The sequence below is a fragment of the Isoptericola sp. Y541 genome (assembly GCF_059445465.1).
This window is the reverse complement of the sequence record NZ_JCAIUJ010000006.1, coordinates 176,616-200,771: the sequence shown is the minus strand read 5'-3', so window position 1 is coordinate 200,771 and position 24,156 is coordinate 176,616. Positions and strand designations below refer to the sequence as shown.

Below are 24,156 nucleotides of genomic sequence, written 5' to 3'. Positions count from 1 at the left end.
CGGGCCGACGGCGTGTAGCGTGGGCGGGTGAGGTTCTTCGGTTCACGCCGGGCAAACAAGGTCCGGCCGACCGCCGTCGGCCGGGACGACGAGCCCGCCCCCGATCTGCGAGACGACGAGCTCCACGACCGGATCGAGGGCCTGCTGGCCAGCGAGGTCGATGGCGCGGGGGACGCGCTGTCGCCGCTCTCGCGCGACCGGGTCACCGACTGGCTGGAGCGGTCCGGATTCTCCTACTTCGTCGACTCCGACGGCGACGTGGGTGGGCTGTGGCACGGCTGGCTGTTCTACTTCCTCGTCCTCGGCGAGCGCGAAGAGGTCCTGCAGGTCCGCGGCCAGTGGCACCGCGACCTGACGATCGACCGCCTCGAGGAGATCCTCGAGCTCTGCAACGAGTGGAACGCCGAGCGGATCTGGCCCAAGACGTATGTGCGGGTTCGCGACGACGGGTCGGTAGTGGTGTGCGCGGAGGTCACGGTCGATGTCGGGAGCGAGGTCGGCGAGTCACAGCTCGACCAGCTGCTGCAGTGCGGCCTCAGCACGGGGTCGATGTTCTTCGAGCACCTCGACACCACCTTCCGCGACCCGCTGCGGGCTGCGTCGTGACCGGCGACCAGCGCCGCAACGACGCAGCCCGGGGTGCGGCCCGCCGCGCCTACCACGGGGCCCGTCGCGCCGCCGCCGCGGTCGGGCGCGCCGTGCAGGGGGCGGGGACACGGGTCGCCGAGCGCGGCGCCGGGCGCACGCCGGGGGCGGCGCGCTCGACGAGGACCGCGACCCGCCCGCAGCCGCTGACGAGCGCACGGGTCGCGGACGACCTCACCCGCCGCGGCTACCGGTTCCGCACCGACGACGACGGCGACGTGACGGGCACCTGGGACGGCAACCGCTTCTGGTTCCTCCTGCTCGGCGACCACGAGGAGATCCTGCAGGTGCGCGGACGCTGGGCGGGCACCGTGCCGGCCCCCGCACGCCTGCCCGTGCTGCAGGCCGTCAACGACTGGAACCGCGAGCGCGTGTGGCCCAAGGTGTACACGCGCCCCGAGGGAGACGGCCTGGCGCTCTACGCAGAGGTCTCAGTCGACTTCGAGCGCGGCGCGACGGACGAGCAGCTCGCCGCCACCGTGTCCTGCGGCCTCGTCACGTCGTCGCAGTTCTTCAGCACCGTCGGCGCGATGGCGCCGGGGCCCGAGCCGGACGACGACCTCGACTGACCCCACGCAGCTGACCGACCCGACCGGCCCGACTGGCTCGATCGACCAGGGCCGGCGTCAGCGACGCAGCGACGGCATCCCGAGCGTCACCGGACCGGCGGCCGGCGCGCCACCGTGGGCGTGCTCGTCCTCGCCGCCGCCGAGCCGCGCCCGCTCCCGCTGGGTCCAGGCGTCGCCCGACCGGGTGCGACGCACCGCGTAGGCGCCGCCGTCCAGCGCCGAGTCGGCGATGAGGTGGTGCGGCGCGGCGCGGGTGACGTCCACCGACACGACGTCGCCGGGCCGGGGCAGACGCGGGTCGAGCGCCGCCGTGTCGGCGAGCCGCGGGTCGTCGAGGGACGCGGGTGCGCCCGCGAGGCCCGCCTCGCCGGCGGAGAGGTCGGCCGGCAGGCCGACGTGCACGAGCCGGTTGTCGGGGCCGCGCCCGGACAGCCGGTGGGTGGCGCCGTCCTTCCGGCCCGCCCCCTCGGACACCAGGACGTCGGTGCGACGGCCCACCTGATCCACGGCCTCCTCGCCGGCGATGCGCTCCTGGAGCGCCATGAGGCGCTCGAAGCGCTCCTGCACGACCTCCTTGGGCAGCTGGTCCGCCATCGTCGCGGCGGGCGTGCCCGGCCGCGGCGAGTACTGGAACATGAACGCCGAGCTGAAGCGGGAGGCCTCCACGACGCGCAGCGTCTCGCGGAAGTCCTCCTCGGTCTCCCCCGGGAAGCCGACGATGATGTCGGTGGTGATCGCGGCGTCCGGCATCGCGGCGCGGACGCGGTCCAGGATGCCCAGGAACTTCGCGGACCGGTAGGAGCGGCGCATCGCCCGCAGCACACGGTCTGAGCCGGACTGCAGCGGCATGTGCAGGCTCGGCATGACGTTCGGCGTCTCGGCCATGGCGGCGATGACGTCGTCCGTGAAGGCCGCGGGGTGCGGGGACGTGAAGCGCACCCGCTCCAGGCCCTCGATCGTGCCGCAGGCGCGCAGCAGCTTCGCGAACGCGCCCCGGTCGCCGAACTCGACCCCGTAGCTGTTGACGTTCTGGCCCAGCAGGGTGACCTCCACGGCGCCCGCGGCGACGAGCGCCTCGACCTCCGCGAGGACCTCCCCCGGCCGCCGGTCGCGCTCCTTGCCGCGCAGGTGCGGCACGATGCAGAAGGTGCACGTGTTGTTGCAGCCCACCGAGATCGACACCCACCCGGCGTAGACCGACTCGCGCCGCGTCGGCAGCGTCGACGGGAACACCTGCAGCGACTCCGCGATCTCGACCTGCGCCTGCTCGTTGTGCCGGGCACGCTCGAGCAGCACCGGGAGCGCGTCGAGGTTGTGCGTGCCGAAGACGACGTCCACCCACGGCGCCTTGCTGACGATCTCGCCGCGGTCCTTCTGCGCGAGGCAGCCCCCGACGGCGATCTGCATGCCGGGGCGCGCGGACTTGAGACTCGCGAGCTGCCCCAGGTTGCCGTACAGCCGCGTCGCCGCGTTCTCGCGCACGGCGCACGTGTTGATGACGACGACGTCGGCGCGGCTCGCGGCCTCGTCCTCGGCGGTGGCCCGGGCGTAGCCCGCCTGCTCAAGCATGCCGGCCATGTGCTCGGAGTCGTGGACGTTCATCTGGCAGCCCAGCGTGCGCACGAGGTAGGTGCGGCGGCCGGGCGCCTCGTCCGTGGTGCGGACCGGCGCGGCGGGGCTCTGCGTGGTACTGGACATCACATCTAGGGTACGGTGCCGGACGGCCGGGCCCCGACGTGGCGACCCCCTGTCTCCGGAGCCCGTCGACGTCGCGGCCAGCCCGGGCACGCGGGAACTGCGGGTGCACTGTTACTGAACCGTTGCGGAACCGGACTACCCGGTGCTGGTCGCGGAAACACCGAGTGGATAGGTTCGAGGGATGGATCACGGCGAAGCGACCACGACGACCGAGACGGCGGGGACGTCGACGACCCTCGGCCCCCCGCTCGTCGAGCTCAAGGACGTCAACAAGCACTTCGGCGACCTGCACGTGCTGCGGGACATCGACCTCACCGTCCGCAAGGGTGAGGTCCTCGTCGTCATCGGCCCGTCCGGCTCGGGCAAGTCCACGCTCTGCCGGGCGATCAACCGCCTCGAGACCATCGACTCCGGCGAGATCCGCATCGACGGCCAGCCGCTCCCCGAGGAGGGCCGGGCCCTGGCCAAGCTGCGGGCCGACGTCGGCATGGTGTTCCAGGCGTTCAACCTCTTCGCCCACAAGACGATCCTCGAGAACGTCACGCTCGGGCCGATCAAGGTGCGCCGGGAGCCCACGAGCGCCGCGAAGGAGCGCGCCCTCACCCTGCTCGACCGGGTCGGGGTGAAGAACCAGGCCGGCAAGATGCCCGCCCAGCTCTCGGGCGGGCAGCAGCAGCGCGTCGCCATCGCCCGCGCCCTGGCCATGGAGCCCAAGGTGATGCTCTTCGACGAGCCGACCTCTGCGCTCGACCCGGAGATGATCAACGAGGTGCTCGACGTCATGGTCGCCCTCGCGAAGGAGGGCATGACGATGATCGTCGTGACCCACGAGATGGGCTTCGCCCGCAAGGCCGCGAACCGCGTCGTCTTCATGGCGGACGGCCAGATCGTCGAGGAGGCCACCCCCGAGGAGTTCTTCACCGCGCCGAAGAGCGACCGGGCGAAGGACTTCCTGTCCAAGATCCTCAGCCACTGACCTCAGCCACGACCTCAGCCGACCGTCCACCGACCTTCCCCACCGACAAGGCGGGAAACCCCGCCGGCCGTGCTCCCCGGACTCCGACACCGCAGTCCCCGGGCCGCGCGGGCGACCACTCACGAAGGGTAAGAACGATGCGCACACGACACACAGGTGCTGCCACGCTCGCCGCACTGACCGCGCTCACGCTCGCCGCATGCGGAGGCGGAGACGTCGGTGGTGGCGACGGCGAGGAGACCGGCGGCTCCGACGGCGGCGACTCCATCAAGATCGGCATCAAGTACGACCAGCCCGGCCTCGGCTACCAGGACGGCAGCGAGTACACGGGCTTCGACGTCGACGTCGCGACCTACGTGGCCGACAAGCTCGGCTACTCGGCCGACCAGATCGAGTGGGTCGAGGCCCCGTCGGCCAACCGCGAGACCATGCTGCAGACCGGCCAGGTCGACATGATCCTCGCGACCTACTCGATCACCGACGAGCGCAAGGAGCAGGTCGCGTTCGCCGGCCCGTACTTCGTCGCCGGCCAGGACCTCCTCGTCGCGGAGGACAACACCGACATCACCGGGCCTGAGGCGCTCGAGGGCAAGAACCTCTGCTCGGTGACCGGCTCGACGTCGGCACAGCGGATCAAGGACGAATACGCCGAGGGCGTGCAGCTCGTGGAGCGCCCCAGCTACGTCGAGTGCGTCACCGCGCTCACCGCGGGCCAGGTGGACGCCGTCACGACCGACGACATCATCCTCGCCGGCCTGGCCGCGCAGCCCGCCAACCAGGGCAAGGTGAAGGTGGTCGGCGCCCCGTTCTCCGAGGAGAACTACGGCGTGGGCCTCCCGCAGGACGCCGACACCTGCGAGGACATCAACGCCGCCATCCAGTCGATGATCGACGACGGCGCCTGGGAAGAGGCCGTCACCACGAACACCGACGGCACCGGCTACACGCCCAACGCCGACCTGAACCCGCCGACGCCCGAGCCCTGCGCCTGACGCCGACACACCTGAGCGATTCACCAGGGGGAGCGGCGTCCCGCGCCGCTCCCTCCGTTCGTCCACCGCGGCATCCGTCGCACCACACTCCGGGAGGCTGACACACCGTGGGTGACTTCCTGTCCCAGTTCGGGACGCTCTTCGGCGAGTACCCCATCGTGGGAGCGTTCTGGGTCAACATCCAGCTGACGTTCTGGGCCGCGATCTTCTCACTGATCCTCGGCACGGTCCTCGCGCTCATGCGGATCTCCCCCATCGGGAGCCTGCGGTGGGCCGGCACGGCCTACGTGAACATCCTGCGGAACACGCCGCTGACCGTCATCATGACGTTTCTCTTCCTCGCGGTCTGGACGCAGCTGCAGGTCAGCCTTGCCGACGACTTCGCGACGAACTTCTTCCGCTTCGGCGTGATCGGCCTGACCGTGTACCACGCGGCATTCGTGTGCGAGGCGATCCGCTCCGGCGTGAACACGGTGCCCCTCGGCCAGGCGGAGGCCGCCCGTGCGATCGGGCTGTCGTTCCTCCCCGCGGCCCGGATCGTCATCCTGCCGCAGGCGTTCCGCGGCGCTATCGCACCGCTGGGCAACACCCTCATCGCGCTGCTGAAGAACTCGACGGTCGCCGTGGCGGTGAGCGTCTCCACGGAGACCTCGACCCTCATGCGGGAGATGATCGACAGCAACGCGAACTACATCTACGCGATCTTCATGATCTTCGCGATCGGCTTCGTCGTCCTGGTGATCCCCGTCGGCCTGCTCACCACCTACCTCTCCAACCGACTGGCGGTGCGCCGATGAGCTCCCAGCAGTCCGTCCTCTTCGACGCCCCGGGACCGCGCGCCCGGCGCCGCATCGCTGTCGGCAACATCGTCGGCGCGCTCGTCGTGCTCGGCGTCGCCGCCCTGGTCGTGGCCCAGCTCGCCAGCAAGGGGCAGTTCGCCGCCGACCTGTGGACCCCGATCTTCACCGCGAGCGCGTGGCAGAACTACTTCATCCCCGGCCTGGAGAACACTCTGCGCGCCGCCGGTTTCGCCATCGTCGGCGCGGTGCTCTTCGGCCTGATCCTCGGGTCGGGCAGGCTCGCCCGGTCGACGACGATCCGTTGGGTGAGCGGCATCGTCGTGGAGTTCTTCCGCGCTGTGCCCGTGCTGTTGATGATGATCTTCTTCTGGCTGCTCATCGGCTTCAACACGGACTACGAGGACCCCGCCTTCCTCGCGGTCGTCGTCGCGCTCGTGCTCTACAACGGGTCGGTCATCGCCGAGCTCGTGCGGGCCGGCGTCGGCAACCTGCCCAAGGGGCAGTCCGAGGCAGGCCTCGCGGTCGGGCTCACCGGCGGGCAGACGCTGCGCTCCATCCAGCTCCCCCAGGCCCTCATCGCCATGCTGCCGGCCCTGGTGTCCCAGCTCGTCGTCGTGCTGAAGGACTCCGCGCTCGGCCAGATCATCAGCTACGACGAGCTGCTCCGCGCGGCGCAGATCTTCGGCAACGGCAACAGCAACAACCTGCAGACGCTCACCGTCGCGGCGGTCGTCTTCATCGTCATCAACTGGGCGCTCACCGCGGTCGCCCAGCGACTCTCGCGGTTCCTCAGCGGGCGCACCTCCGGCACCACGGCCACCGGGCCGGGGATCGGGAACCCGACCGTCGTCGCCGGAGGCGGACCCGGCGCACCGGCCGCGCCTGCCGTCCCCGGCGGGGGACCCAGCAGTACCTGACGCGACAGACCTCGCGACAGACCTCCCGACAGACATGCTGCGCCATGACAACGCCCCGGACGCTGCAGCGTCCGGGGCGTTCTGTCGTGGCGGCTCAGTCGTCCGTGCCGGGATAGCCGTCGTCGAGGTCGTCCTCGCCCTCGGCGGCCAGCGCGTCGCGGACCGCGCCGAACGCGACCCCGGGCGGGTAGCCCTTGCGCCCGAGCGAGCCGACGGCGCGACGCAGGCGCACGTCGCGGTCCAGCCCGCGGGTCCGGGCGACGTGCTTGTGCGCCAGGGTCAGCGCTGCGGCCCGCTCGTCGTCGCCGTCCACCTGCCCGAGCGCATCGGCCGCGGTGTCCTCGTCGATCCCGCGCCGGCGCAGCTCCATGGCGATCGCCCGCCGGGACAGCCCGCGCTCGGTGTGCCGCGTGCGCACGAGCATCTCGGCGTACGAGGCGTCGTCCACGAGCCCGACCGCGTCGAACCGCTCGAGTACCGGCCCCACCACGGACGCGGGGTATCCCTTGCGGACGAGGGACTGCTCGAGCTCGGCGCGGCTCTTCGGGGCGGCCGTGAGGGTCCGCAGCAGCGCCTCGCGCGCCTTCTCGGCCGCGTCCTCGAGGCTCAGCTCCCCCGCCTCGAGACGCTCGGCCACCGTGCGGCGCGGGGTCCGCGGCCGCCGGTTGCCACCGTCCGGTCCCTCACCACCCGGGCTCTCGCCGTCCGGCCGCGCATCACCCGAGCCGAAGGACCGCGAGCCCTGGCGGCGGCCGCGACGCTTCCCCGCGCCGTGACCGCCCGGGAAGGCCTCTGACGTCACGCGACTCTCCCCGGCACCGTCCCGATCAGAACGGCGCCTTCTTGCCCTTGGCGCCGGCCTTCGCCGGCGGCGCGTCGACCGTCGGGCCGGTCGCCGGTGCCCCGGCCGGGGCGGGAGCGTCCTCGGCGGGAGCGTCCAGCTTCGCCCCAACGCCCAGCTTCTCCTTGATCCGCTTCTCGATCTCGTTCGCCAGGTCCGGGTTGTCGCGCAGGAAGGCCCGAGCGTTCTCCTTGCCCTGCCCCAGCTGGTCGCCCTCGTAGGTGAACCACGACCCGGACTTGCGCACGAACCCGTGCTCCACGCCCATGTCGATGAGCCCGCCCTCGCGTGAGATGCCCACGCCGTAGAGGATGTCGAACTCGGCCTGCTTGAACGGCGGCGCCATCTTGTTCTTGACGACCTTGATCCGGGTGCGGTTACCGACCGCGTCCGTGCCCTCCTTGAGGGTCTCGATCCGCCGGATGTCCAGGCGCACCGAGGCGTAGAACTTGAGCGCCTTGCCACCCGTGGTGGTCTCCGGGGACCCGAAGAAGACACCGATCTTCTCGCGGAGCTGGTTGATGAAGATGGCGGTGGTGCCCGACGAGCTCAGCGCACCCGTGATCTTGCGCAGCGCCTGCGACATCAGCCGGGCCTGCAGGCCGACGTGGCTGTCACCCATCTCGCCCTCGATCTCGGCCTTGGGCACGAGCGCCGCGACGGAGTCGATGACGATGACGTCCAGCGCGCCGGAGCGGATCAGCATGTCCATGATCTCCAGCGCCTGCTCGCCGGTGTCCGGCTGCGACACGAGCAGTGCGTCGGTGTCGACGCCGAGCTTCTTGGCGTACTCCGGGTCCAGCGCGTGCTCGGCGTCGACGAACGCCGCGATGCCGCCGGCCCGCTGGGCGTTGGCCACCGCGTGCAGCGCGACGGTGGTCTTGCCGGAGGATTCCGGCCCGTAGATCTCGACGACGCGGCCCCGCGGGAGGCCGCCGATGCCGAGCGCGACGTCCAGTGCGATGGAGCCGGTGGGGATGACCTCGACGGGCGCGCGGCCTTCGTCGCCGAGGCGCATGATCGAGCCCTTGCCGAAGTTGCGGTCGATCTGGGCGAGCGCGGCCTCGAGTGCCTTCTCGCGATCTGCCGTTGCGGGCATGTCGGTCACCTTTGCGTTCTGGGCGCGGCGACTGCGCGCCGACGTTCGTGGCTGCGTGCTCATGTTGTTGCCGACCGTACGTGCCGCCACCGACAGCTCCGGGAGCAGATCGCCGCGGGTGTGGACAACGACGGGCGAGAACCTTCTGTGGACAGACTCTACCCGAACACGTGTTCGAGGCCGCCGTCCCCGTCGGGCGTGTCGCACCACTCACCGGGCCGCAGCGTCACGACCCGCACCCCCGGCGCCACCCGACGCACGGCGGCCGCGAAGGCCTCGCCGGCGTGGTCCATCCACCCCTTGGGCAGGTTCCGGCCGCCCGGCGCGTGGAGCGTGCCCCAGTGCACCGGGATCGCGACCCGCGGCCGCACCTCGGCGCACACCTCGGCCGCGCCCTGCGGCCCCAGGTGGCCGCCGGAGAGCCGCGGGCCCCACCCCGAGACGGGCACGAGCGCCACATCGACGCGCCCACCCGCCAGGTCGCGCACCCGCCCGATGCCGGGGAAGCGCTCCGTGTCGCCCACGGCCCACACCGTGCGGGCCGCCACGCCGTCGGCCCGTCCCCCGCCGAGCCGCACCAGGTGCCCGTTCGTCGCGTTGGGGCGGTGCGGCATGGGGCGGTCCCCGTGCACGGCGGTGACGAGCCGCACCTGCACGCCCGCGACGTCGTGCCACGCCCCGCCGTGCCGAGCGCCGTCATGCCCCGCACCATGACCCGCACCGTGGCCCGCACCGTGGCCCGGCAGCTCCACCGGCGGATCGAGGCCGACCCCGCGCAGCCCCTTGCCGCGCAGCCAGCGCGCGTTGGCCGGCGCGGTGAGCACGGGCACGTCGCCGAGCAGCCGCAGCGAGCCCAGCTCGGCGTGGTCGTGGTGCAGGTGCGACAGCAGGGCGGCGTCGGCGCCGCGCCACGCGTCCGTTGCAGGCCGGTCTCCTCGGCGCCTCAGCATGCCCGCGTGCCGCCGCAGCAGCGGATCGGTCACGAGCCGGGTCGTGCGCCCGTCCGCCGCGGTGAGGTCGAGGACGACCGTCGAGTGGCCCAGCCACGTCACCCTGAGCGACGGCCCAGGCGGTGTCTGGGACGGGGACCCGCGGCTCATGGCGCCTCCCGCAGCCCGAGCTCGGCGAGCCACGCGACCAGCCGCCGGTGCACGGCCTCGGCCCCCACGAGCATGCGTGCGCCGTCCACGTCCTCGCGCTCGTCGTCCGGCACCACGAGCCCGACCGGGTGCAGCAGGAGCGCCTCGCTCTGCGCCCCGCCGAGCCCGCCGTGCGAGCCCACCAGACCCTCCAGCGCATGCACCCGACCCATCTCGTCCACGGCCGAGACGACCACGAGGTCGCCCGCGTCCTCCAGGCCGGCGACCCGCAGCAGGTCGGCCCTCGCACGCGACCCGTACCCGGCCAGGGGGTCGCGGCCGGTCACGCGGCCGGTCGCCAGGTCGTGCGACCCACGGCGGCCGCGCGCCACCGGCCCCTGCGCGCCGTGGACCACGACGAACCCGACGGCGGGACTCTCGACCAGCCCCGGGACGAGGGCCGGCCACCGCGCGGCCACCTCCGCGGCCGCGACGCGGCGCGGCTCGCGGCAGAACCAGATCATCCCGAGGTTCCCCGAGCCGACCACCGCGACCTCGGGGAGGTCCGCGTCCCCGGTGCCCCGGTCGGGGCCGACGAGGACGCGCCCGGCCCCGTCGCGCTCCCTTCGCAGGGCGTTCAGCGCAGTGTTCGCCGGGCCCCACACCTCGCCGTCGGGCGAGGGCCTCCGGCCGGTGCGCCGGGCGCCACCGGGATCCGTCGGGGCGCGCTCCCCGACGAGCCTGGTCACCTCGTCCGCGAACGACCGGCCCACCACCTGCTCGAAGGTGGCGCCGAGCGACTGTCCGTGGTCGGACACCACCACCACCTGGTACCGGCGCGGGGCGCCCCGGGCGATCTCCTCCCAGAGGCCGACGACGCGGTCGAGCCCTTCGAGGGCACGAAGGGCCTCGGGCCGCAGCGGGCCGGCGTGGTGGGCGATCTCGTCGTAGTCGACGAGGTCGACGCACACCACCGGAGCGCCATGCACGAGCTGCTCCGCGACGAGCGCCGTGTTGAGGTCGCGCAGCAGCACGTTGGTGATCGCCCGCAGGACCGGGTACCAGCCACGCCGGCGCACGCGCGGTCGCACGCCGCGCACCGCCTGCTGCCAGCCCTGGTACAGCTCCTTGACGGCCTCCCCCACCGTGCCGACCACCGCGCGCACCAGCACGAACGGGCTGGCGAAGAACCGGACGAACAGCTGCCCTGGACCGAGCCCCTGCGCCGCGCGGCTCATCACCAGCAGGTGGGTGGCGGCGTCGCCGGAGAACATCGTCGACACGGCGACCCCGCCGCCCGCGAGGAGGCCGCGCCCGTCGCTCGCACCGCGCTCGACATCGGCGGCGTCGGAGGGCCGGTTCGTCACCACCAGGCGCCCGAGCCGCCGCGACCACCACCGGAAGGCGGGGACGGCGTCCGTCGTGCCGTGCAGCAGCCCGAGCGTGCTGGCCGGCGTGGTGCACGGCACGCGGGCCCACCACGACTCCATCCGGTGGCTGCCGGAACCCAGCCACCGCTCGAGCGTCGGCACGAGGCCCGCCTGCAGCGCGTGGTCGAGTGTCGGCCTGGCGACGCCGTCGAGCATGACGACGAGCACGCCGGGCGGCCGGTCGTCACCCTCCGGCATGTCCCCCCGCGCGTCGTGCCGCGCGTCGTGCCGCGCGTCGGCCGCCCCGCGCGACGCGCTCCGCGGGACGCCGGCCTGACGGCGCGCACGACGCAGGAGGTCGCCGACCACGTACGCGTTGTCGCTCGCCCCGACGGCCCAGTGCCCGCAGGCCATGACCACCGACGCCACCAGCAGCACCGCCAGCACGTCCGTCCAGGACCGGCTGGAGACCCCGGGCAGGAACGTCAGAGCCGCCCACACGACGAGCACCTGCGCGCCGAGGCCGAGCAGCAGGGCGCCGACCGCACCGCCGGCCCGCGCGAGCCGCCGCAGCGGCACGCGGAGGAGCACGTCACCGGCGCCCACCACGACGGCGACCAGGACGACGGCCCAGGGCGTGGTCACCCGGACGCCGTCGACCACCCGGATCGCGATCCCGAGGCCTGCGGCGGTCGACACCAGCGACCAGAGCGCGCCGCGGACGTCGGCCACCGTGACGAGCGGAGCTCGGGCGCGGGGCATGACGCCATGATGCCGCCTCCGGCCGGCGCCGTCGCGGGGTCCGGGCAGGGACGGCAGGCGAGGTCAGCGGGCCGGCGGTGCCTGCCGCCGGTTGTCGGAGCCCCAGCGCTCCGAGTCGGGCACGTCGAGCGCGTCGCACAGGGCGTGCCACACGACGCGAGGTTCCATGCCGGCTTCGAGGGCCTGGGCGGGCGTGCGCCCGTCCAGACGGGGCAGCACCTGCTCCCGCACGAGGGCGCGGCCATAGGCCGGCCCGAAGACCTCGTCGACCAGCTCGGCGAACTCGCGAAAACGCACCGGCCCAGCCTCGCACGCCGCGCGGGGTGGTCGAGAGCGACTCGGGGTTCCTTCGGTCTGCGCGCTGTCGGTGGAGGCTGTCAGGATGGCGGGGTGGTCGCATCCCCGCCGCCCGTCGGCCCCGTCGAGGCGCCCGTCGAGGTGCTCGCGCGGTTCGGCCCCGCCACCCGCTCCTGGTTCGCCGGGGCGTTCGAGGCGCCGACGGCGGCGCAGGCCGGCGCGTGGGAGGCGATCAGCTCCGACCGGCACGCGCTGGTCGTCGCGCCGACAGGATCGGGCAAGACCCTCGCGGCGTTCCTCTGGGCGATCGACCGCCTGACCACCGAGCCGCCCCCGGAGCGGGCCCGCCGCTGCCGCGTGCTGTACGTGTCGCCGCTCAAGGCCCTCGCGGCGGACGTGCAGCGCAACCTGCGCTCGCCGCTCGCCGGCATCCGGCAGGCCGCCGCGCGCGACGGGCTGTCGGTCGAGGAGGTGACGGTCGGCGCCCGCACGGGTGACACGCCGCCGTCGGAGCGGCGCGCGTTCGCCACGCGCCCCCCGGACGTGCTGGTCACGACACCCGAGTCGCTCTTCCTCGTCCTCACCTCCCAGGCGCGGGCGGGCCTCGCCGGCGTGCAGACCGTCGTCCTCGACGAGATCCACGCCGTGGCGGGCACCAAGCGGGGCGCGCACCTCGCCCTGAGCCTGGAACGCCTCGACGAGCTCCTCGACCGGCCGGCGCAGCGCGTCGGGCTGTCGGCGACGGTGCGACCTGTGGAGACCGTCGCCGAGTTCCTCGGCGGCCACCGCACACCGGAGGACGGCGGCCGCGAGGTGGTCGTGGTCCAGCCGCCGGCCACCAAGCGGTGGGCGATCGACGTCGTCGTGCCGGTGCCCGACCTCGCCGACCTGGACGCCGCGCAGACGGTGCCGGACCCGACCGCCCCGGTCCCGGCCGGCACCGCCGGCGCGGGCCGCGGGTCCGGAAATGGGCCCCGCCTCGGCGACGAGGAGGTGGACCTCAGCGGGGACGCGTCCTCCCCGCTGCGCCGTGCGTCGGTCTGGCCGCACGTCGAGGAACGGGTGGTGGACCTGGTCGCCGAGCACCGCTCGACCCTGGTGTTCACCAACTCCCGCCGCGGTGCCGAGCGGCTCACCGCCCGGATGAACGAGATCTGGGCGGAGCGCACCGGGGCGAACCTGCCCGAGCCGGGCACCCAGTGGCCCGCACAGACCCAGGCGCAGTCCGGGGCGTCGGTCGCGCTGCCGCCCGGTCCGGACGGCGCCGAGGCGCCGCCGCTCGCCCGCGCCCACCACGGCTCCATGAGCCGGGTGGAGCGCACCCGCACCGAGTCCGACCTCAAGGCGGGTCGCCTGCCGGCGGTGGTCGCGACCTCGTCCCTCGAGCTGGGCATCGACATGGGCGCCATCGACCTCGTCGTCCAGGTGGGCGCGCCGCCGTCGGTCGCGAGCGGCCTGCAGCGCATCGGCCGCGCCGGGCACCAGGTGGGCGCGGTCTCCCACGGCGTGGTCTTCCCGACCTTCCGCGGCGACCTCGTGCCGGCCACCGTGGTGGCGCGTCGGATGCGCGCCGGCGAGATCGAGCACCTGCACGTCCCCGCGAACGCCCTCGACGTGCTGGCCCAGCAGGTGGTGGCGACGCTGGCCACGGACGACTGGCCGGCGGAGGAGCTCCTCGCCACGTTCCGCCGGGCACACCCGTTCCACACCCTCGGCGACGCGACCTGGCGGGCCGTGCTGGACATGCTCGCCGGCCGCTACCCGAGCGAGGACTTCGCCGAGCTGCGGGCCCGGATCGTGTGGGACCGCACCACCGGCCGCCTCTCCGGGCGGCCGGGCGCCCTGCGCCTCGCGGCCACGAGCGGCGGCACCATCCCCGACCGCGGGCTGTACGGCGTCTACCTCGCCACCGAGCCCCCGACCTCGGGCCCCCCCGACGACGGCGCACCCGCCGGCGGGGCCCGCCCCCGCGGTGGCAAGCGCGTGGGCGAGCTCGACGAGGAGATGGTCTACGAGTCGCGGGTCGGGGACACGTTCACCCTCGGCTCGTCCACCTGGCGCATCGAGGCGATCACACCGGACCGGGTGCTCGTGACCCCGGCGCCCGGGCTCCCGGGGCGGCTGCCCTTCTGGAGGGGCGACTCGCCGGGCCGCCCGGTCGAGCTCGGCCGCGCCGTGGGCGCCTTCGTGCGCGAGACCGACGTACTCCTGGCCGAGGACGAGGCCCAGGGCACCGCGCAGGGCCAGGCCAGCCTGCGGGACGCCGGCCTGGACACGTGGGCGGCCGACAACCTGGCGTCGTACCTGGGCGAGCAGCGGCGCGCCACCGGCCGGCTCCCGGACGACCGCACCGTGGTCGTGGAACGGTTCCGCGACGAGCTGGGCGACTGGCGCGTGGTGATCCACTCCCCGTTCGGCGCGCCCGTGCACGCGCCGTGGGCGCTGGTGGTGGCCGCGCGCCTGCGGGCGCGGTACGGCACGGACGTGGCGGCGATGCATGCCGACGACGGGATCGTGCTGCGGCTGCCGGACGCGGGCGACGCCGGCTGGGACCTGGGCGGGCCCGGCTGGGACCTCGGCTCCGACGGCGCGGCGGGCGACGATGCCGCGGGCTCCGAGCGGGCCGCCGACGCGCCCGCTGTCACGGCCGAGGACCTCCTGGTGGACCCCGACGACGTGCTGGGCGCCGTGCGCGACGAGCTGGGCGGCTCGGTGATGTTCGCGGCGCGCTTCCGCGAGGCCGCCGCCCGGGCGCTGCTGCTGCCGCGCCGGCGTCCCGACCGCCGCCAGCCGCTGTGGCAGCAGCGCCAGCGGGCATCTCAGCTGCTGCAGGTGGCGTCGCAGTTCCCGGACTTCCCGATCATGCTCGAGGCCGCCCGCGAGTGCCTGCGCGACGACTTCGACGTGGCCGCGCTCACCGAGCTCATGGGCGACCTGCAGGCGGGGCGGGTGCGGCTCGTCGAGGTGACCACCTCCTCGCCGTCGCCATTCGCCCAGGCGCTCCTGTTCGGCTACACGGCGCAGTTCCTCTACGACGGCGACGCCCCGCTGGCCGAGCGCCGGGCGGCTGCGCTGTCCCTGGACCCGGACCTCCTGACCGAGCTGCTGGGCGAGCAGGGCGCAACCCCCCTGGCCGACCTTCTCGACCCCGGGGCGGTCGAACGGACCGAGGCAGAGCTGCAGGCCCTCGCCCCCGACCGTCAGGCCCGCGACGCCGAGGCGATCTGGGACGTGCTGCGACGCACCGGCCCCCACCCGGCGTCCGCGCTGCGGGCCCGGACGCGGGAGGCGGGCCGGGAGCAGGTCGACGCCTGGCTCGCCGACCTGGAGGGCGCCCGCCGGGTGATCAGGGTGCGCCTCGGGGGGCAGCAGGGCGACGACGCCGAGCAGTGGGCCGTGGTCGAGGACGCGGGCCGGCTCCGGGACGCGCTCGGCGTGGCCCTCCCGGTGGGCGTGCCGGAGACGTTCACCGAGCCGGTGGCCGACCCCCTGGGCGACCTGGTGCGCCGGCACGCGCGGACCCACGGCCCGTTCCCGGCGACGGACGTCGCGCGCCGCTTCGGGCTCGGGATCGCCGTCGTGGCGCAGGTGCTCGCGCGGCTCGAGGCCGTCGGCGCCGTCGCACGGGGCGCGCTGCTGCCGTCGTCGCTGGGCGGCACGGGGGACGAGTGGTGCGACCCCGAGGTGCTGCGCACGCTGCGGCGGCGGTCGCTCGCCGCGCTGCGGGCCGAGGTCGAGCCGGTGGAGCCCGAGGCCCTGGGCGTCTTCCTGCCGCGCTGGCACGGCATCGGCATGCGGGTGGGCGGCACGGGCAGCGGCGGCGGCGCCCTGCGCGGGGCGGACGGCGTGCTGCGGGCGGTGGAGCAGCTCTCCGGGGCGGCTGTGCCCGCGTCCGCGCTGGAGACGCTCGTGCTCCCCGCCCGCGTGGCGGACTACTCCCCCGCGGTGCTCGACGAGCTGACCACGGCTGGCGAGGTGCTGTGGTGCGGCCACGGCCGGCTGCCCGGGTCCGGCGGCGGGGACGGCATGGTGAGCCTGCACCTGGCCGACGGCGCGCCCCTCACGCTCCGCGATCCCGACCCCGTCGCCGGGAGCGCGGCCGAGGGCGGGCCGCTCGACACCGACCTGCACCGGGCGGTGCTCGATCTCCTGACCGGGTCGGGGGGCTACTTCCTGCCACGCCTGGCGGAGCTGGCGAGCGCGAGCCAGTCGGCCACCCTCGAGGTCCTGTGGGACCTCGTCTGGGCGGGCTGGGTGACCAACGACCGCCTCGGGCCGCTGCGCGAAGCCCTCGGCGGATCGGGCCGGCACTCGGGCAGGCATGGCGGCGGCGCCCACCGCGCCCCCGCCGCCCCGGGGCGCGCCCGGCCGGTGCGGGTGGCGCGCTTCGGCCTGGTCCGCCCCACGTCCGCCGCCGCGCTGCCGCGCGCGGGCGGCGGGCGGTGGTCGGCGCTGCCTGCGGTGGAGCAGGACCCGACCGTGCGCGCGCACGCTCTCGCCCAGGTGCTGCTCGAGCGGCACGGCGTGCTCACCCGCGCCGTCGCCCCGGCCGAGGGGGTGACGTCGCGCTTCCGCGACGTGTACCGCGTGCTCACGGGCCTCGAGGAGCGCGGCGCGGCCCGCCGCGGGTACTTCCTCGAGGGCCTGGGCGGCTCGCAGTTCGCGCTGCCCGGGGCCGTCGACCAGCTGCGCACCGACGCGGCGGACCGTGTCCGCGCCCTCGACTCCCTCGTGGAGGGGCCGGCTGCGCCGTCGGCCGGCAGGATCGAGCCCGGCGCCCTCCTGCTCGCCGCGACCGACCCGGCCAACCCGTACGGCGCCGCGGTTGCCTGGCCGCGCACGTCGGCGGGCTCCCCCGCCGGGGACGGTGGGGCGACGGGCGCGCACCGTCCCGGGCGCAAGGCCGGCGCCGTGGTGGTGCTGGTGGACGGCGAGCTCGTGCTGTTCGTCGAGCGGGGCGGGCGCACGGTGCTGTCCTTCGGGCGCGGCGACGCCGGCGACGGAGCCCGGCTCGCCGCTGCCGCGCGCCTCCTCGCCGCCGACACGCGGGCGGGACGGTTGGGCCGGGTCACCGTGCAGCGGGTCGACGGCGTGCCCGCGCTCGCCGCCGCGCGGGATCGGACCCCCGCCGCCGCCGCGCTGCTGGACTCCGGCTTCGGCGTCACCCCGCGCGGGCTGCGGCCGGCCTGAGGCGAGCAGGAGCCCACCGTGCCCGAGGGAGACGTGCTGCGGCTGACCGCCGAGCGGCTCGGAGCCGCGCTGCGGGGGTCGCCGCTGGTCCGGGCCGAGCTGCGCTGGCCATCGGCGGGAGGCGTCGACCTGGTGGGTGCCGCCGTGACCGAGTCCGTCGCGTACGGCAAGCATCTGCTGCTGCGGCTCGACGACGGGCGCACCCTGCACACCCACCTGCGCATGGACGGCTCGTGGCGAGTGTGCAGGACCGGGTCCCGCGAGTCCGCCGGCCGGGCGGACGCGGTGCGGGCCGTGCTGGCCACCGCCTCCTGGACGTGCCTGGGCGTGCAGCTCGGCATGCTGGACGTGCTGCGCACGCGGGACGAGCCGCGCCTGCTGGGCCACCTGGGCCCCGACGTGCTGGGCGGCGACTTCCCCGACCGGCTCGACGAGGGCGCGGCCCGGCTCGGCGCGGACCCGGGGCGCCCGCTCTGCGTCGCGCTGCTCGACCAGCGGACGGTCGCCGGGTTGGGGACCATCTGGACCGCGGAGTCGCTGTTCGCAACCCGACGGTGGCCCTGGACCACCGTCGGGTCCCTCGACGACGAGGCACGCCGCACCCTGCTGGTCACCGCGCGGCGGCTGATGTCACGCAGCGTCACTGTGGGCCGCACCTCCGGCCTGGGCGCCGTCGAGCTCGCCGTGCACGGGCGCCATCGCGCGCCCTGCCGCCGGTGCCGGACGCCCGTGGCCCTCGGCAGCACCGCGGGGCCGGGCCTGCGGCCGGACGCCGGTGAGCGGGCGATCTACTGGTGCCCGTCGTGCCAGGCCTCGCCGGCATAGCGGAGGCATAGCGAAAGCCCCTTCGCGAGATTCTCGTGAAGGGGCCTTCTCTGTTGCCGTCAGCCTCTGTTGCCGTCAGCCGACCGGTGCGAGGTCTCCTCGCAGCGCCTGGCCGGTGTCGCGCGGCTCGCCGCCACGGCTGAGCATGCCGGCGAAGACGTCCGCCGGGATCGTGTCGGGGATGTGCAGACCCTCCACCACCGCGATCCGGTCGCTCACCTCGCGCAGCACGAGCGACATCGGAACGTCGAGCGCCTCGCAGATCGAGGCCAGCAGCTCGGAGGACGCCTCCTTCTGCCCGCGCTCCACCTCGCTCAGGTACCCGAGCGAGACCCTCGCAGCGGAAGACACCTCTCGCAGGGTGCGCCCCTGGCGCTGCCGCGCGTCGCGCAGCACGTCGCCGATCTCTCGTCGCAGTACGACCATCTCGCGCCCCCTCTCCGTGGCCGATCGTCGCGGCTCCGGACCCGTCGCCGGGTTCCTCGTCCGTCCTGTCGTCCCCCTGACTCCAGGGGTGGCACTACCGTACCGCGCGCGCGGCCCACCCGGCCTGGCGTGGCCCGGCTCCGGACGGCTTCGTGCCTTCTCGATGATCACACCCTCCGCAACGCACGCACCGCATGCCTTGTTCCCGGCGTCACGACCCCGGCGTGCCCGTCACGCATCCTTCACCGGAGCGACGCGCCGCACCGCGTCCAACGCCAGCGCGAGCACCTCGCGCGTGGCGGCGGCGCGCACCGTAGCCCGATCGCCCGGGACGTCGAGGCGGCGCACCTGCTCGCCGCCCGGCATGCTGACCGCGACGTACACCTCGCCCGGCGGGTGCCCGTCCTGGGTGTCGGGGCCCGCCACGCCCGTCGTCGCCAGCCCGACGTCGGCCCCCAGCACCCGTCGCGCCCCGGCCGCCATCTGGGTCGCCACCTCGGGGTCCACGGCGCCCCGCCGTGCGAGCAGGTCCGGGTCCACCGTGAGCACCGAGGCCTTCACGTCCGTCGCGTACGCCACGACGGCGCCCCGCACCACGGCCGACGCTCCGGGCACGTCGACCAGCGCCGCGACGACCAGGCCGCCGGTCAAGGACTCCGCCGTGCCCAGCGACCACCCGCGACCCCGGGCTGCGTCGAGCAGGGCGGGCGCGAGCTCCGCGGCGGGCGCGCCCGGCGCGCGCGCCGGGACGGTCATGCGGCCGCTCGCGGCCCCGCCTCGCGACGCCCGGCCGAGAACAGCCGCCATCCGCGCACGGCGTAGTCGACGCCGGTCACGACGGTGACCGCGATCGCGAGTGCTAGCACCACCCAGGCCACGATCAGCACCGCGTCGGGCAGGGCGGACAGGGGCAGCAGGAAGAGGGTGATCGCGACAGCCTGCAGCACTGTCTTCAGCTTGCCGCCGCGCGAGGCGGGCATGACGGCGTAGCGGAGAACGACCATCCGCAGCGCGGTGATCCCGAGCTCACGCACCAGGATCACGGTGGGCACCCACCAGGGCAGCTCGCCCAGCGGCCAGCAGAGCAGGATCAGCGCCGTGCCGATCAGCGCCTTGTCGGCGATCGGGTCGAGCAGCTTGCCGAGGTCGGTGACGAGGTTGCGCGAGCGGGCCAGATAGCCGTCGACGCGGTCGCTCACGGCGGCGACCACGAAGATCGCCGTCGCGACGAGACGCCAGGTGATGGAGTCGCCGCCCTCCACGAGCAACGCCCAGGCGAACACGGGCACGAGCGCGATGCGCACGAGAGTCACCGCATTGGCGACGTTCCAGGGCGAGGGCGCTTCGTTGACCACCGGGCCACCCTATAGGCGCTCATCGGACGCCAGGACCCGCGCGGGCAGTACTCTCCTGCCGTGCCCCATCACGCGTCCGACGACGGGCGACCGACACGACGAGGCCTCGCGGTCGCCGCCGCAGCTCTGTGCGGCGCCGCCGTCGGCGTGGCCGCGGCGCTCGCGCTGGGCGGCCCCCTCGCCGGGCTCGACCCGCCCGACGCCGCCGGGCCCGGGTCCGCGAGCCCGGAGACGTCGGCCGCACCCAGCCCGACGCCCAGCCCCACGCCCAGCCCCACACCCAGCCCTGCCGAGTTCACGCTGCTGGCCGGGGGCGACCTCCTCACCCACGACCCCGTCGTCGACTCGGCGGGCGGCCCCGACGACCCGGACTTCACCCCGCTGCTGGCCGGGATCGACGCCTGGGTGCAGGGCGCCGACCTGGCCTTGTGCCACCTCGAGGTGCCGGTGGCGCCGAAGGGGACCCCGCCGAGCGGGTACCCGCTCTTCGGCGCACCCGCGGGCCTCGTTCGTGACCTGCAGGAGCAGGGCTGGGACGGCTGCTCCACCGCGTCCAACCACTCGGTCGACCGGGGGTACGACGGCGTGCGTGCCACCATCCGCCGCCTGGCCGACGCAGGGATGGGGCACGCCGGGACGGCACGCAGCGAGGCCGAGCAGGACGAGCCGCAGCTGTACGTGCTGGACCGCGAGGGCCGCAAGATCACCGTGGCGCACCTGGCCGCCGCCTACGGCCTCAACGGACTGGCCATGCCCGCGGACGCCCCCTGGGCCGTCGACCTCATCGACGCCGACCGGCTCGTCGAGCAGGCCCGCGTCGCCCGAGAGGAGGGGGCCGACGCGGTGGTCGTCAGTTTGCACGCCGGGGTCGAGTACACGGAGGAGCTCACCGACCAGCAGGAGGACGTCGTGAGCCGGCTCGCCCGCTCGGGCGAGGTCGACCTCGTCATCGGGCACCACGCTCACATCCCGCAGGCCTTCGACCGCGTCGGGAAGGGGCCGGACGGCGACGGCATGTGGGTCGCCTACGGCCTGGGCAACCTGCTGTCGAACCAGAGCTCCGACTGCTGCGACGCCCGCACGAGCAACGGCGTGCTCCTCTCCGCGACCTTCACGCAGGAGGGCCCCGACGACCCGACGCGCGTGAGCGAGGTGCGCTGGACCGGCGTCACCGTCGACGTCGGCGCGGGGCACGACGTCGCCGCGCTGCCGGACGCGCTGGCCGACCCGGGCGGCACCACGCTCTCCGAGGCCGAGCTCGCGGCGCGGGAGCAGCGCGTGCAGGACGCCGTGGGCAAGGTCGCGAAGGAGCGCAAGGAGCCCACCGCGACCACCGGCCCGCCGCCACAGGTCGTCCCCCGCGGCGACTGACGGTCAACTGACGGACACGGAGGCCGGCGTGGTCAGCGCCAGCCGTGCTCGGGGTCGGTGTCGGCGCCGTCGTGGTATTCCGTCGCCACGGGCGGCGCGCGCCCGTCCGTGCCGTCCGCGTACGGGTCGGCCGGCGCGTCCGCCACGGCCCCGGCGGGCGGGTCCGGCGGCGCCGGCGAGGCGGCGTCGGCGTCCTGGTCGTAGGCCCGCGACGGCTCGCCGCGCAGGAGCGCGAGCGTCGACGGCAGGTCGTCCGGGTTCACCAGCACCTCGCGGGCCTTCGACCCCTCGGACGGCCCGACGATCTCGCGCGACTCCAGCAGGTCCATGAGCCGGCCTGCCTTGGCGAAGCCGACGCGCAGCTTGCGCTGCAGCATCGACGTCGACCCGAACTGCGTGGTCACGACGAGCTCGGCCGCCTGCAACAGCAGGTCGAGGTCGTCGCCGATGTCCTCGTCCACCTGCTTCTTGGCGGCCGCGGGCGCGGTCACGTCCTCCCGGTACACGGGCTTGAGCTGGGCCTTCACGTGCTCGACGACGGCGTGCACCTCAGTCTCGGTGACCCACGCCCCCTGCACGCGCATCGGCTTGGCCGCGCCCATCGGCAGGAAGAGCGCGTCGCCCTGCCCGATGAGCTTCTCAGCGCCCGGCTGGTCGAGCACCACGCGCGAGTCGGTGACGGACGACGTCGCGAAGGCGAGCCGGGACGGCACGTTCGCCTTGATCAGGCCGGTGACGACGTCGACCGACGGGCGCTGCGTCGCGAGCACCAGGTGGATGCCGGCGGCGCGCGCGAGCTGGGTGATGCGCTGGATCGAGGACTCGACGTCGCGGGGGGCGACCATCATGAGGTCCGCGAGCTCGTCGACGACGACCAGCAGGTACGGGTACGGCGCGATCTTGCGCTCGGAGCCCGGCAGCGGCTTCACCTTGCCGGCGCGCACGGCGACGTTGAAGTCGTCGAGGTGCTTGAAGCCGAACATCGCCAGGTCGTCGTAGCGGGCGTCCATCTCGCGCACCACCCAGTCGAGGGCCTCGGCGGCCTTCTTGGGGCTCGTGATGATCGGCGTGATCAGGTGCGGGATGCCCTCGTAGATGGTCAGCTCGACGCGCTTCGGGTCGACGAGGACGAGACGCACCTGCTCCGGCGTGGCCCGCATGAGGATCGACGTGATCAGCGAGTTGATGAAGCTCGACTTGCCCGCGCCGGTGGCGCCGGCCACGAGGATGTGCGGCATCTTGGCCAGGTTCGCCACGACATAGCCGCCCTCGACGTCCTTGCCTACGCCCATCACCATCGCGTGCTCGGTGCGGCGGGCTGCCGAGGAGCGCAGCACGTCGCCGAGCACGACCGTCTCGCGGTCGGAGTTCGGGATTTCGATGCCGATGGCCGACTTGCCCGGGATCGGGGACAGGATCCGCACGTCCGCGCTCGCCACCGCGTAGGCGATGTTGTTGGAGAGCGACGTGATGCGCTCCACCTTGGTCTTGGCCCCCACCTCGACCTCGTAGCGCGTGACGGTCGGCCCGCGCGTGAAGCCCGTGACCTGTGCGTCGACGCCGAAGTCCTCGAAGACCTTGGTGAGCGACTCGACCACGCGGTCGTTCGCCGCGGACCGGGTCTTGTGCGGCGCGCCCTTGCCGAGGGCGTCCTCGGGGGGCAGCAGGTAGACCGTGTCGCCGTCGAGCATCGGCTGCTCGCCGCGCCCCATGGGCGGTAGGTCGCCGGACGGGGCCTTGGAGTCGGGAGCGGCCGTCGATCCGGAGGTCGCCGCCACGGCCTCGACGGACTCGGTCGCCGCGGGCCCGACCCGCCGCGTGGCGGTGGCACCGTCCGCACGGTCGGGCTTGGCCGTGCCGCCGGACTTCGCCGCGGCGGTCTCCCGCTCGAGCGTCGCCGCCTTCTCGAACGCCTCGTCGCCGACGTACCCGTCGAGCCCTGCGGCCTCCGCCGCCTCGGCGGCGCGCTGGGCCTTCGTCTTGCGGGTGCGCTTCTTGCGCGGCGCCGCGTCGGTGCCGTCGTGCCGTGAGACGCCCTCGGCGAGCGGCAGCCCGTCGTCCGCCGCGCCGTCGTCCGGGTGGTGGTTACCGGTGAGCCGGTCGTAGAGGCCGCGTGCCCGCTCGGGGATGCGGTGGAAGGGGGTGGCGGTGACCACGAGGAGGCCGAAGAACCCGAGCAGAAGGAACAGCGGCACGGCCACCCACTCCGTCACGCCGGTCACCACGGGCGTGCCCGCGAGGTAGCCGATGATGCCGCCGGCCGCCTGCAGGGCGGCGAAGCCGTCGCTCGGCGCAGGAGTGTCCTCGGCGATGGCGACGAGCGCGCACACCGACACGACGATCAGGGTGAGACCGATCGCGACACGGGAGTTCGCCCGGGCGCGTTCGGGATGGCGCATCACGCGGAACCCGAGCCACAGCAGGAGCACCGGCACGGCCACCCCGGCCAGGCCGACGGTGCCGGCGACGACGGTGTGGACGACGGTGCCGAACGTGCCGGAGATCCCCCACCACTCTCGCGCGGCGACGACCAGCGCGAACGCGATGAGGAAGAAGGCGACGCCGTCTCGGCGGTGCTCGGGTTCCAGGTCTCTTGCTCCCTTGGTGATGCTGCGGGTCAGGCTGCCGACCCCGTGCGCGACGCCAAGGTACAGGCCGCGGACGGCCCGGACCGGCCACGACGGCTCGTGGCGCGCGGGCCGGCGCGCCGGCGCACGACGACCACCGCTCTTGCCGCCGCGCCCTGAGCTCTTGGTCGAGCGCGCGGACGAGGTGCGGGCGGGCGCTCGACGGTTCGGGGCCGCCACGGAAGCGGTCCGCCCCGTCGTCGTCCCCCGCGGGGTCCCGGTGATCCTCCGGGCGGGTGTCCGGATCGCCATGATGCCCTCACCGTACCCGCCGACCCCCGCGCGACGGCGCAGGTCCCGGGCGCGTGTCACCGCGC

The 24,156-nt window shown here is 74.4% G+C and carries 19 protein-coding genes; 9 read left to right on the top strand and 10 right to left on the bottom strand.

Features of this window, described 5'->3' with window-relative positions; all coding sequences use genetic code 11:
- Positions 1–27 precede the first annotated feature (27 nt).
- Both AC1C2V_RS14550 and AC1C2V_RS14545 read left to right on the top strand, forming a co-directional pair.
- Positions 28–606: a YbjN domain-containing protein gene (locus tag AC1C2V_RS14550; protein WP_495390338.1), complete on the top strand. Its 579-nt coding sequence runs from the start codon at positions 28–30 to the stop codon at positions 604–606.
- Positions 603–1,214, top strand: a complete 612-nt coding sequence (locus AC1C2V_RS14545; protein ID WP_495390337.1) for a type III secretion system chaperone family protein — start codon at positions 603–605, stop codon at positions 1,212–1,214. The genes AC1C2V_RS14550 and AC1C2V_RS14545 overlap by 4 nt, the downstream gene beginning before the upstream one ends.
- Before the next feature lie 57 nt (positions 1,215–1,271).
- Here the strand turns inward: AC1C2V_RS14545 and miaB are convergent, their stop codons facing one another.
- The gene (miaB, locus tag AC1C2V_RS14540; protein ID WP_495390336.1) at positions 1,272–2,912 is read right to left on the bottom strand and encodes a tRNA (N6-isopentenyl adenosine(37)-C2)-methylthiotransferase MiaB; all 1,641 of its coding nucleotides are present in this window, start codon (positions 2,910–2,912) and stop codon (positions 1,272–1,274) included.
- 181 nt (positions 2,913–3,093) lie between these two features.
- Here miaB and AC1C2V_RS14535 point away from each other — a divergent pair, with 181 nt between their 5' ends.
- The 4 genes from AC1C2V_RS14535 to AC1C2V_RS14520 all read left to right on the top strand — a co-directional run bounded on the left by AC1C2V_RS14535 (position 3,094) and on the right by AC1C2V_RS14520 (position 6,597).
- Complete coding sequence (locus tag AC1C2V_RS14535; protein WP_495390335.1) at positions 3,094–3,888, top strand: amino acid ABC transporter ATP-binding protein; 795 nt, start codon at positions 3,094–3,096, stop codon at positions 3,886–3,888.
- A 137-nt stretch (positions 3,889–4,025) separates the two neighbouring features.
- Positions 4,026–4,880: a glutamate ABC transporter substrate-binding protein gene (locus tag AC1C2V_RS14530; RefSeq protein WP_495390334.1), complete on the top strand. Its 855-nt coding sequence runs from the start codon at positions 4,026–4,028 to the stop codon at positions 4,878–4,880.
- 107 nt (positions 4,881–4,987) lie between these two features.
- Entirely contained in the window at positions 4,988–5,677 is a 690-nt protein-coding gene (locus AC1C2V_RS14525) for an amino acid ABC transporter permease (protein ID WP_495390333.1), read from the top strand.
- The gene (locus AC1C2V_RS14520) at positions 5,674–6,597 is read left to right on the top strand and encodes an amino acid ABC transporter permease (RefSeq protein ID WP_495390332.1); all 924 of its coding nucleotides are present in this window, start codon (positions 5,674–5,676) and stop codon (positions 6,595–6,597) included. The genes AC1C2V_RS14525 and AC1C2V_RS14520 overlap by 4 nt, the downstream gene beginning before the upstream one ends.
- Before the next feature lie 94 nt (positions 6,598–6,691).
- On the opposite strand, the gene AC1C2V_RS14515 is transcribed toward AC1C2V_RS14520, so the two are convergent.
- From AC1C2V_RS14515 to AC1C2V_RS14495, 5 genes are all read right to left on the bottom strand, one after another.
- A complete protein-coding gene (locus AC1C2V_RS14515) occupies positions 6,692–7,399 on the bottom strand; it encodes a regulatory protein RecX (RefSeq protein ID WP_495390331.1) in 708 nt (235 codons plus the stop codon).
- A 25-nt stretch (positions 7,400–7,424) separates the two neighbouring features.
- Positions 7,425–8,537 carry a recombinase RecA gene (gene recA / locus AC1C2V_RS14510; protein WP_495390330.1) on the bottom strand — a complete coding sequence of 371 codons (1,113 nt, stop codon included), beginning with the start codon at positions 8,535–8,537 and terminating at the stop codon, positions 7,425–7,427.
- Positions 8,538–8,695: 158 nt separating this feature from the next.
- Positions 8,696–9,637 (bottom strand): MBL fold metallo-hydrolase, encoded by a 942-nt coding sequence (locus AC1C2V_RS14505; RefSeq protein ID WP_495390329.1) that lies wholly within the window; start codon positions 9,635–9,637, stop codon positions 8,696–8,698.
- Complete coding sequence (locus tag AC1C2V_RS14500) at positions 9,634–11,748, bottom strand: alkaline phosphatase family protein (RefSeq protein WP_495390328.1); 2,115 nt, start codon at positions 11,746–11,748, stop codon at positions 9,634–9,636. The genes AC1C2V_RS14505 and AC1C2V_RS14500 overlap by 4 nt, the downstream gene beginning before the upstream one ends.
- Before the next feature lie 63 nt (positions 11,749–11,811).
- Complete coding sequence (locus AC1C2V_RS14495) at positions 11,812–12,045, bottom strand: DUF3046 domain-containing protein (RefSeq protein ID WP_495390327.1); 234 nt, start codon at positions 12,043–12,045, stop codon at positions 11,812–11,814.
- Positions 12,046–12,138: 93 nt separating this feature from the next.
- Between AC1C2V_RS14495 and AC1C2V_RS14490 the strand changes: the two genes are divergently transcribed.
- Together AC1C2V_RS14490 and AC1C2V_RS14485 are read left to right on the top strand one after the other, a co-directional pair.
- Positions 12,139–17,235 carry a DEAD/DEAH box helicase gene (locus tag AC1C2V_RS14490; protein WP_495390326.1) on the top strand — a complete coding sequence of 1,699 codons (5,097 nt, stop codon included), beginning with the start codon at positions 12,139–12,141 and terminating at the stop codon, positions 17,233–17,235.
- An 18-nt stretch (positions 17,236–17,253) separates the two neighbouring features.
- Positions 17,254–18,060 (top strand): DNA-formamidopyrimidine glycosylase family protein, encoded by an 807-nt coding sequence (locus AC1C2V_RS14485; protein WP_495390325.1) that lies wholly within the window; start codon positions 17,254–17,256, stop codon positions 18,058–18,060.
- A gap of 75 nt (positions 18,061–18,135) precedes the next feature.
- Here the strand turns inward: AC1C2V_RS14485 and AC1C2V_RS14480 are convergent, their stop codons facing one another.
- The 3 genes from AC1C2V_RS14480 to pgsA all read right to left on the bottom strand — a co-directional run bounded on the left by AC1C2V_RS14480 (position 18,136) and on the right by pgsA (position 19,841).
- Positions 18,136–18,486, bottom strand: a complete 351-nt coding sequence (locus tag AC1C2V_RS14480; protein WP_495390324.1) for a helix-turn-helix domain-containing protein — start codon at positions 18,484–18,486, stop codon at positions 18,136–18,138.
- A 231-nt stretch (positions 18,487–18,717) separates the two neighbouring features.
- Complete coding sequence (locus AC1C2V_RS14475; protein WP_495390323.1) at positions 18,718–19,242, bottom strand: CinA family protein; 525 nt, start codon at positions 19,240–19,242, stop codon at positions 18,718–18,720.
- Positions 19,239–19,841 (bottom strand): CDP-diacylglycerol--glycerol-3-phosphate 3-phosphatidyltransferase, encoded by a 603-nt coding sequence (pgsA, locus tag AC1C2V_RS14470; RefSeq protein ID WP_495390322.1) that lies wholly within the window; start codon positions 19,839–19,841, stop codon positions 19,239–19,241. The genes AC1C2V_RS14475 and pgsA overlap by 4 nt, the downstream gene beginning before the upstream one ends.
- Positions 19,842–19,901: 60 nt before the next feature.
- Between pgsA and AC1C2V_RS14465 the strand changes: the two genes are divergently transcribed.
- Positions 19,902–21,212, top strand: a complete 1,311-nt coding sequence (locus tag AC1C2V_RS14465) for a CapA family protein (protein ID WP_495390321.1) — start codon at positions 19,902–19,904, stop codon at positions 21,210–21,212.
- A 32-nt stretch (positions 21,213–21,244) separates the two neighbouring features.
- On the opposite strand, the gene AC1C2V_RS14460 is transcribed toward AC1C2V_RS14465, so the two are convergent.
- On the bottom strand, positions 21,245–24,091 hold the full coding sequence (locus AC1C2V_RS14460; protein ID WP_495390438.1) for an FtsK/SpoIIIE family DNA translocase: 2,847 nt from the start codon (positions 24,089–24,091) through the stop codon (positions 21,245–21,247).
- Between the last annotated feature and the right edge of the window lie 65 nt (positions 24,092–24,156).

Bases quoted from the DNA above. Each gene is read 5' to 3' on its own strand.
- miaB (WP_495390336.1), bottom strand. From the start codon at position 2,912: ATGTCCAGTACCACGCAGAGCCCCGCCGCGCCGGTCCGCACCACGGAC.
- AC1C2V_RS14535 (WP_495390335.1), top strand. From the start codon at position 3,094: ATGGATCACGGCGAAGCGACCACGACGACCGAGACGGCGGGGACGTCG.
- AC1C2V_RS14530 (WP_495390334.1), top strand. From the start codon at position 4,026: ATGCGCACACGACACACAGGTGCTGCCACGCTCGCCGCACTGACCGCG.
- AC1C2V_RS14520 (WP_495390332.1), top strand. From the start codon at position 5,674: ATGAGCTCCCAGCAGTCCGTCCTCTTCGACGCCCCGGGACCGCGCGCC.
- recA (WP_495390330.1), bottom strand. From the start codon at position 8,537: ATGCCCGCAACGGCAGATCGCGAGAAGGCACTCGAGGCCGCGCTCGCC.
- AC1C2V_RS14505 (WP_495390329.1), bottom strand. From the start codon at position 9,637: ATGAGCCGCGGGTCCCCGTCCCAGACACCGCCTGGGCCGTCGCTCAGG.
- AC1C2V_RS14500 (WP_495390328.1), bottom strand. From the start codon at position 11,748: ATGCCCCGCGCCCGAGCTCCGCTCGTCACGGTGGCCGACGTCCGCGGC.
- AC1C2V_RS14480 (WP_495390324.1), bottom strand. From the start codon at position 18,486: ATGGTCGTACTGCGACGAGAGATCGGCGACGTGCTGCGCGACGCGCGG.
- AC1C2V_RS14475 (WP_495390323.1), bottom strand. From the start codon at position 19,242: ATGACCGTCCCGGCGCGCGCGCCGGGCGCGCCCGCCGCGGAGCTCGCG.
- AC1C2V_RS14460 (WP_495390438.1), bottom strand. From the start codon at position 24,091: ATGGCGATCCGGACACCCGCCCGGAGGATCACCGGGACCCCGCGGGGG.